Source organism: Flavobacterium sp., assembly GCF_043773265.1.
GTDB lineage: Bacteria > Bacteroidota > Bacteroidia > Flavobacteriales > Flavobacteriaceae > Flavobacterium.
Genome location: NZ_JAYVFH010000164.1, coordinates 1 through 6,093, shown reverse-complemented (window position 1 = coordinate 6,093; position 6,093 = coordinate 1). Strand labels below are relative to the sequence as shown.

Genomic DNA, 6,093 nt, shown 5'->3' with positions numbered 1-6,093 from the left:
ATAGTTGGACTAGCTGCTAATCCTGGCATAAAATAAACTTGAATTTTGCTCATAACTTTAACGAATTTCGGTGGCTTTATCCATAAATTATTCCGAAATTTGCATAAAAATAATTTATTTATTCCACTTGATTATGAACTCAGAGTTAATTTTAGAAAAAATGGAAATTAAAGACAATACATTTGCTAGACAATTTGAGACTTTGGTTGACGGAAAGTTAGTTTCACTTGAATATTCTTTTCAAGAAAAGAAAATTTTTCTAACAAGAATTAATGTTCCTGAAGGTTTTGAAAATGAAGAATTTATAAACGATTTGTTAAAAAATATTATGGAAATTGCTTATGAACGTAAATTAAAAGTAGTTCCTATTCTACCTAAAATTGCACTTTTCTTTAGAAAAAACACTACTTATAGAGATTTGCTTCCTCCAGGAATAAAAATATAATTGAATGAATATAAAGTACATAATTCTATTCCTTATTATAAATTTTAACGTTATTGGACAAATTCCTGGTCCAGCAGGATGCAGAAGTTTTGATAAAATTGACATTGATAATGATGGTTATGTTCCATTTGAAATAAATTATTATTTAAACTACGTTTTGTCCTATGCTCTAAGCGAAGTTGGTTACGATTTATCTGGTTATAATTTTACTTTATATCCATCTGAAATCGATAGATCTAACAACACTAATCCAATTTTAACTTCTATTTATACTAACCAAGTTCCATTTGAACAGTTTTGTAGTTTAAAATTAGAATATTCTGGTACTGGAATTCAATACAACCAAGCTGATTTAGATTATAATTTTTCTTGCCATATTTTAAAAACTGTGGAATTGAATTTAGATTATGATAATGATACAGTATTGAATGAAAACGAGGATTTAAATTCGAATTTAATTCTTTTTGATGATAACACAGATAATGATTTTGTTTCTAATTATAAAGATAGCGATGACGATGGTGATACTACATTAACTATTAATGAAGATTATAACTTTAATGGAACTGTTTTAGATGACGACCTTAATACCAATAGTGTTGCGGATTATTTAGATAATTTGGTTTTTACAAATTTAGGTACTAATGAAAATGTGTTACCTAAAATTGTTATTTATCCTAATCCTGTAAACGAAATTTTATTTATTGAGAATACTTTTATTTTTGATGCAAAAATATATGATGTAAGTGGAAAGGTTGTTTTTTCTGAAAATAGTTTAAACAATAATTTGAATGTTTCAAACTTAAAATCAGGATTGTACCTACTTAATATAAATGATAACGGACAAATTTATAATCACAAATTTGTGAAAAAATAATTTTTTTTTACTTTCTTTATAAAATGAATTCTGATGAAACTAAACAAAAAGTCATTTCGTTTTTTGAGAATATCGAAAAATATTATGGAAGCAAAACTGAAATAACAATTGGCATATCCAATGTTAAAGACGATTTTGATGCTGAACTAACCACATGGAATTTGTCAGAATTTACACTTCAACGTTCAGCTTATCGCAAAAAAGGCAACAAATTTATGATGGAAGGAAACGGTTTGTATTTCGAAATCGATGCTAATTCTATAATAGATTTAAAACAACCGGGAAGAAATAAATTTGAATTTATAGAACAATATAGTGAGACTGTTTTTAGAATTACTAAAATTCGGTTTCATTATAAGTATTAGAAAATTGTAGAATGTATATTGTAAAATTGTAAGATATAAATTTGTGTAAAATAGTATTTAATTTGTCATTATGTAATAATCTCAGAATGTAATTAATCTTGTTACAATTTTTACACTTTACGATAATACATTATACAATTCCAAATTAAACATTAACTTCCAAAAACTCCATTCGAACACTTCCATCTTCATCAATTTTAGTCAAATTAATTTCGTGTAAAGTATTTACTAATTCAGGATTCCAAGGCGTTTTTACTTTTACATAATTTTCTGTAAAACCGTGAATGTAACCTTCTTTATTTTCAGATTCAAAAAGTACTGTTCTGTTAGTTCCAATTTGAGATTCATAAAAAGCACGACGTTTTTTTACTGATAAACCTCGCAACATCTTGCTTCGTTTGTTTCTAACATTCATTGGAACAACGCCTTCCATTGTTGCAGCTTCGGTATTGTCTCTTTCAGAATAAGTAAAAACGTGTAAATAAGAAATATCCATTTCATTCAAAAAATTGTAAGTTTCTAAGAAATGTTCATCAGTTTCTCCAGGAAAACCAACAATTACATCAACACCAATGCAAGCGTTTGGCATCGCTTTTCGAATATTATCAACTCTATCAGTATAAACTTCTCGTTGATAACGACGCTTCATTTTACCTAAAATTTCATTGCTTCCTGATTGTAACGGAATATGAAAATGCGGAACAAATGTTCTACTTTTTGAAACAAAATCGATGGTTTCATTTTTCAATAAATTAGGTTCAATAGAAGAAATTCTTAATCGCTCAATGCCTTCAACTTCATCCAAAGCTTTTACTAAATCAAGAAAAGTATGTTCATGTTTTTTATTTCCGAATTCACCTTTTCCGTAATCGCCAATGTTTACGCCTGTTAAAACAATTTCTTTAATTCCTTGTTTCGAAATATCTGATGCATTTTGCAATACGTTTTCCAATGCATCACTCCTAGAAATTCCTCGTGCCAAAGGAATTGTGCAATAAGTACATTTGTAATCGCAACCATCTTGAACTTTCAAAAAAGCACGAGTTCTATCGCCAATGGAATAACTTCCTACATAAAAATCGGCTTCTCCAATCTCGCACGAGTGAATTTCGCCCATATCGTTTTTGGATAAATCATTAATATAATCGGTAATCTTAAATTTTTCTGTGGCTCCAAGAACTAAATCTACACCATCAATCGCAGCTAATTCTTCGGGTTTTAATTGAGCGTAACAACCAACAGCTGCAATAAAAGCTTTGTCATTAAGTTTTAATGCTTTTTTTACAATTTGTTTAAATTGTTTGTCGGCATTTTCTGTCACTGAACAAGTATTGATTACATACATATCTGCAACTTCTTCAAAATCAACTCTTTCAAAACCTTCGTCTTGAAAATTTCTAGCAATAGTAGATGTTTCGGAGAAATTTAATTTGCATCCTAAAGTGTAGAAGGCAACTTTTTTTTTATTTTCCATAAGTAAGCTCAATTAATGAAGCCTGCCTGCCGACAGGCAGGTCGTTGTCAAAAAATTGAGATTGCAAATTTAGTTAAAAAATTAAAATAAAATAGCCAAGGATTCACAGATTAAATAATTTTAAAAATCTGTGAATCTTTGTCTAAAAACATTTTTGAAAAATTAAACTATCAAATTCATCTTTTTCCACCACCAGAATTCTAAAGGAAAATCTGGATAATTACTGATGAACTTCTTGAATTTAGAAAGTCTAGCTTCTTGCTCATTAAACTTTACTTCTACAGCAAAACCTTTTAAATACTGAGTTTCAACAATAAAATCGACTTCATTTCCATCTGCTGTTCGCCAATATTTTATTTGATCTTGCTCATAATTTTGAGATAAAACTCTAAAGCATAAATTTTCTAAAATCAATCCTTTATCTGCACGTTGCTCAATTGGTGCAAAATAATTTATTAAAATATTACGCAAACCCAAATCGTGAACATACACTTTTGGCATTTTAGTCAACTCTTTTCGTAAATTGTTATAAAAAGGTTTAACTATTGTAATATGAAAACATTTTTGCAATACATATAAATAGTTTTCTACAGTTGAATTTGTCATTCGCAAAGTATTTGAAATTTCATTTACATTCAACATATTTCCAGATTGACTTGCCAAAAGCATCAACATTCTGTAAAACTTAGTTTCGTCTGTAACTCCAGATTCTAGCAAATCTCTTTTTATATATGAATCACGAATTTCTCTTAATAATTCTAGTTTTTCTTCAATATTATTTTCTAAAACTACAGCAGGATAACCGCCATAATTGACAAATTCATCCATATATGCCCAAAGTAAATTTTCGTGAATGGACTTTGTAGCTTTTCTTGATTTGAGTTTAGCAATTTCATCTACTAAGTCGTTTCTACCTTTAAAATGAAGAAATTCTTCAAAATCTAAAGTTCCCATTTGAAAAATTTTCTTTCTTCCAACTAGTGAATCTTTAAATTGTTTGTCTATGTAAAAAGCCGAACTTCCTGTAGCAACAATTTTTAATCGATTATTATATTCATCAAATAACAATTTTAAAAAAGTGGTTGCATCATCAAGATATTGAATTTCGTCAATAAAAACAATAATTTTTTTACCATCAATTAAAGGACAAATTTTAAATAAATTCTCTGGATTCATGTTTAAATCATCCAAAATATCTTTTCGGTCAAGGTTTAAAAAATAGCACGTTTCACCTTTTAGTTTCAAATCTTCATACATTTGTTTTAGTAGTGTAGATTTACCTATTTGTCTTTGCCCAACAAGAATAGTGAATTCTTTTTTGGATAAATGTTTAGAAATAACTAGTTGTTTTTTTCTTCGTACCATAGCACAAAGGTATAATTATTTTTATAATATCCAATATTTTAAATATTTATTTTAATATTATCTGATAATTTCAATATAATATAATATAAAATATCCGATAATTTACATAGTGTATTATATAAATTATCGGATATTTTTATTTATAAAAATTTATTTAATCGATTTTCAAATTGTTATATATTCACTCGCTTCTCCACTTTTTGGTAGTTTCAAAAACGTGTTCAAGGATTTTGGCATCTTGTTCGGTAAATTCAACATTTCTACGAGCCATAACAATTTTGGCAGTTTGAAATGCTTTATTAGTTAAATAAGTTGTAAATCCAGAATTTCCACCCCAAGAAAAACTTGGCACAAAATTTCTAGGAAAACCTGAACCGAATATATTTGTGGAAACGCCAACTACGGTTCCTGTATTAAACATTGTGTTTATGCCACATTTACTGTGATCTCCCATCATTAAGCCGCAGAATTGCAAACCAGTTTTGGCAAAATTCTCAGTTTCATAACTCCATAATTTCACTTCTTCATAATTGTTTTTAAGGTTCGAATTGTTGCTGTCTGCTCCAATATTACACCATTCACCCAAAACCGAATTTCCTAAAAATCCGTCATGACCTTTATTAGAATATCCCATTAGAACAGAATTACTAACTTCACCACCAATTACAGAATGTGGACCAACAGTTGTTGCGCCATAAACTTTAGAAGCCAATTTTACTCTTCCAAATTCGCAAAGTGCAAATGGTCCACGAATTACAGAACCTTCCATAATTTCAGTATTTTTTCCTATGTAAATTGGTCCAGTTGATGCATTTAGAGTAACAAATTCAAGCTTTGCTCCTTCTTCAATAAATATATTTTCGGGTGCAATAACATTTACAGTTTTAGGAATAGGTTGCGAAATTCTATCTTCGGTTAACAACTCAAAATCTTCGCGAATTGCAGCATCATTTTTGGCAAAAATATCCCAAGTATGTTCTAGTCGTAAACAATCTTCGCTGAAATCTATTATTTCGTAGGTATCAAAATCTACTTCTTCTTGTGTATCATTTGTAAAAAATGCAATTACTTCTTCTCCTTTAAATATAGCTTGATTCATTTCAAGATTTTTTATCATTTCAGATAAAATATCATTTGGAAGAAACGATGCATTAATCATTACATTCTCTTCCATTTCTACCATTGGAAACTTTTCAGAAAGATATTCTTCGGTTAAAGTTGTTGTGGTTGAACCTAAATAATTTTCCCATTTTTCGCGAATAGTTAATATTCCGATGCGTATATCTGCAACAGGACGAGTAAAGGTAAATGGCAAAAGTGCATTGCGAACGGTTCCGTCAAATAAAATATAATTCATAATTGATTGGTTAGAGACGAAGCAATGCTTCGTCTGTACTGTACAAAGTTACAAAAGTTTGTGGCATAAAAAAACCTTCCAAAAGATTGAAAGGTTTTAAAATATATTTTGCTAAAAAATTATTTAGCGTGTTTAGCATATTTAGTTTTAAATTTATCAATACGTCCTGCAGTATCAATAAGTTTAGATTTACCTGTGTAAAAAGGATGA

The 6,093-nt window shown here is 28.8% G+C and carries 7 protein-coding genes; 3 read left to right on the top strand and 4 right to left on the bottom strand.

Annotated features, from left to right (window positions below):
* Positions 1 to 133: 133 nt before the first annotated feature.
* Genes ACH2BO_RS09105 through ACH2BO_RS09095 form a run of 3 tightly spaced genes read left to right on the top strand, consistent with a single transcriptional unit; the run spans position 134 to position 1,687 of the window.
* Positions 134 to 445, top strand: a complete 312-nt coding sequence (locus ACH2BO_RS09105) for a GNAT family N-acetyltransferase (RefSeq protein WP_395044435.1) — start codon at positions 134 to 136, stop codon at positions 443 to 445.
* 4 nt (positions 446 to 449) lie between these two features.
* Positions 450 to 1,322, top strand: a complete 873-nt coding sequence (locus ACH2BO_RS09100; protein ID WP_395044434.1) for a T9SS type A sorting domain-containing protein — start codon at positions 450 to 452, stop codon at positions 1,320 to 1,322.
* Between the two features lie 23 nt (positions 1,323 to 1,345).
* Entirely contained in the window at positions 1,346 to 1,687 is a 342-nt protein-coding gene (locus tag ACH2BO_RS09095) for a hypothetical protein (protein WP_395044433.1), read from the top strand.
* Between the two features lie 145 nt (positions 1,688 to 1,832).
* On the opposite strand, the gene mtaB is transcribed toward ACH2BO_RS09095, so the two are convergent.
* The 4 genes from mtaB to rpmE all read right to left on the bottom strand — a co-directional run.
* Positions 1,833 to 3,161, bottom strand: coding sequence for a tRNA (N(6)-L-threonylcarbamoyladenosine(37)-C(2))-methylthiotransferase MtaB (gene mtaB / locus ACH2BO_RS09090; protein ID WP_395044432.1), 1,329 nt, complete (start codon positions 3,159 to 3,161; stop codon positions 1,833 to 1,835).
* 162 nt (positions 3,162 to 3,323) lie between these two features.
* Entirely contained in the window at positions 3,324 to 4,526 is a 1,203-nt protein-coding gene (locus ACH2BO_RS09085) for an ATP-binding protein (protein ID WP_395044431.1), read from the bottom strand.
* 181 nt (positions 4,527 to 4,707) lie between these two features.
* Positions 4,708 to 5,883, bottom strand: a complete 1,176-nt coding sequence (locus ACH2BO_RS09080; protein WP_395044430.1) for a GlmU family protein — start codon at positions 5,881 to 5,883, stop codon at positions 4,708 to 4,710.
* A 119-nt stretch (positions 5,884 to 6,002) separates the two neighbouring features.
* Positions 6,003 to 6,093 (bottom strand): 50S ribosomal protein L31 (rpmE, locus tag ACH2BO_RS09075; RefSeq protein WP_395044436.1); only part of this gene is annotated, 91 nt, incomplete at its 5' end.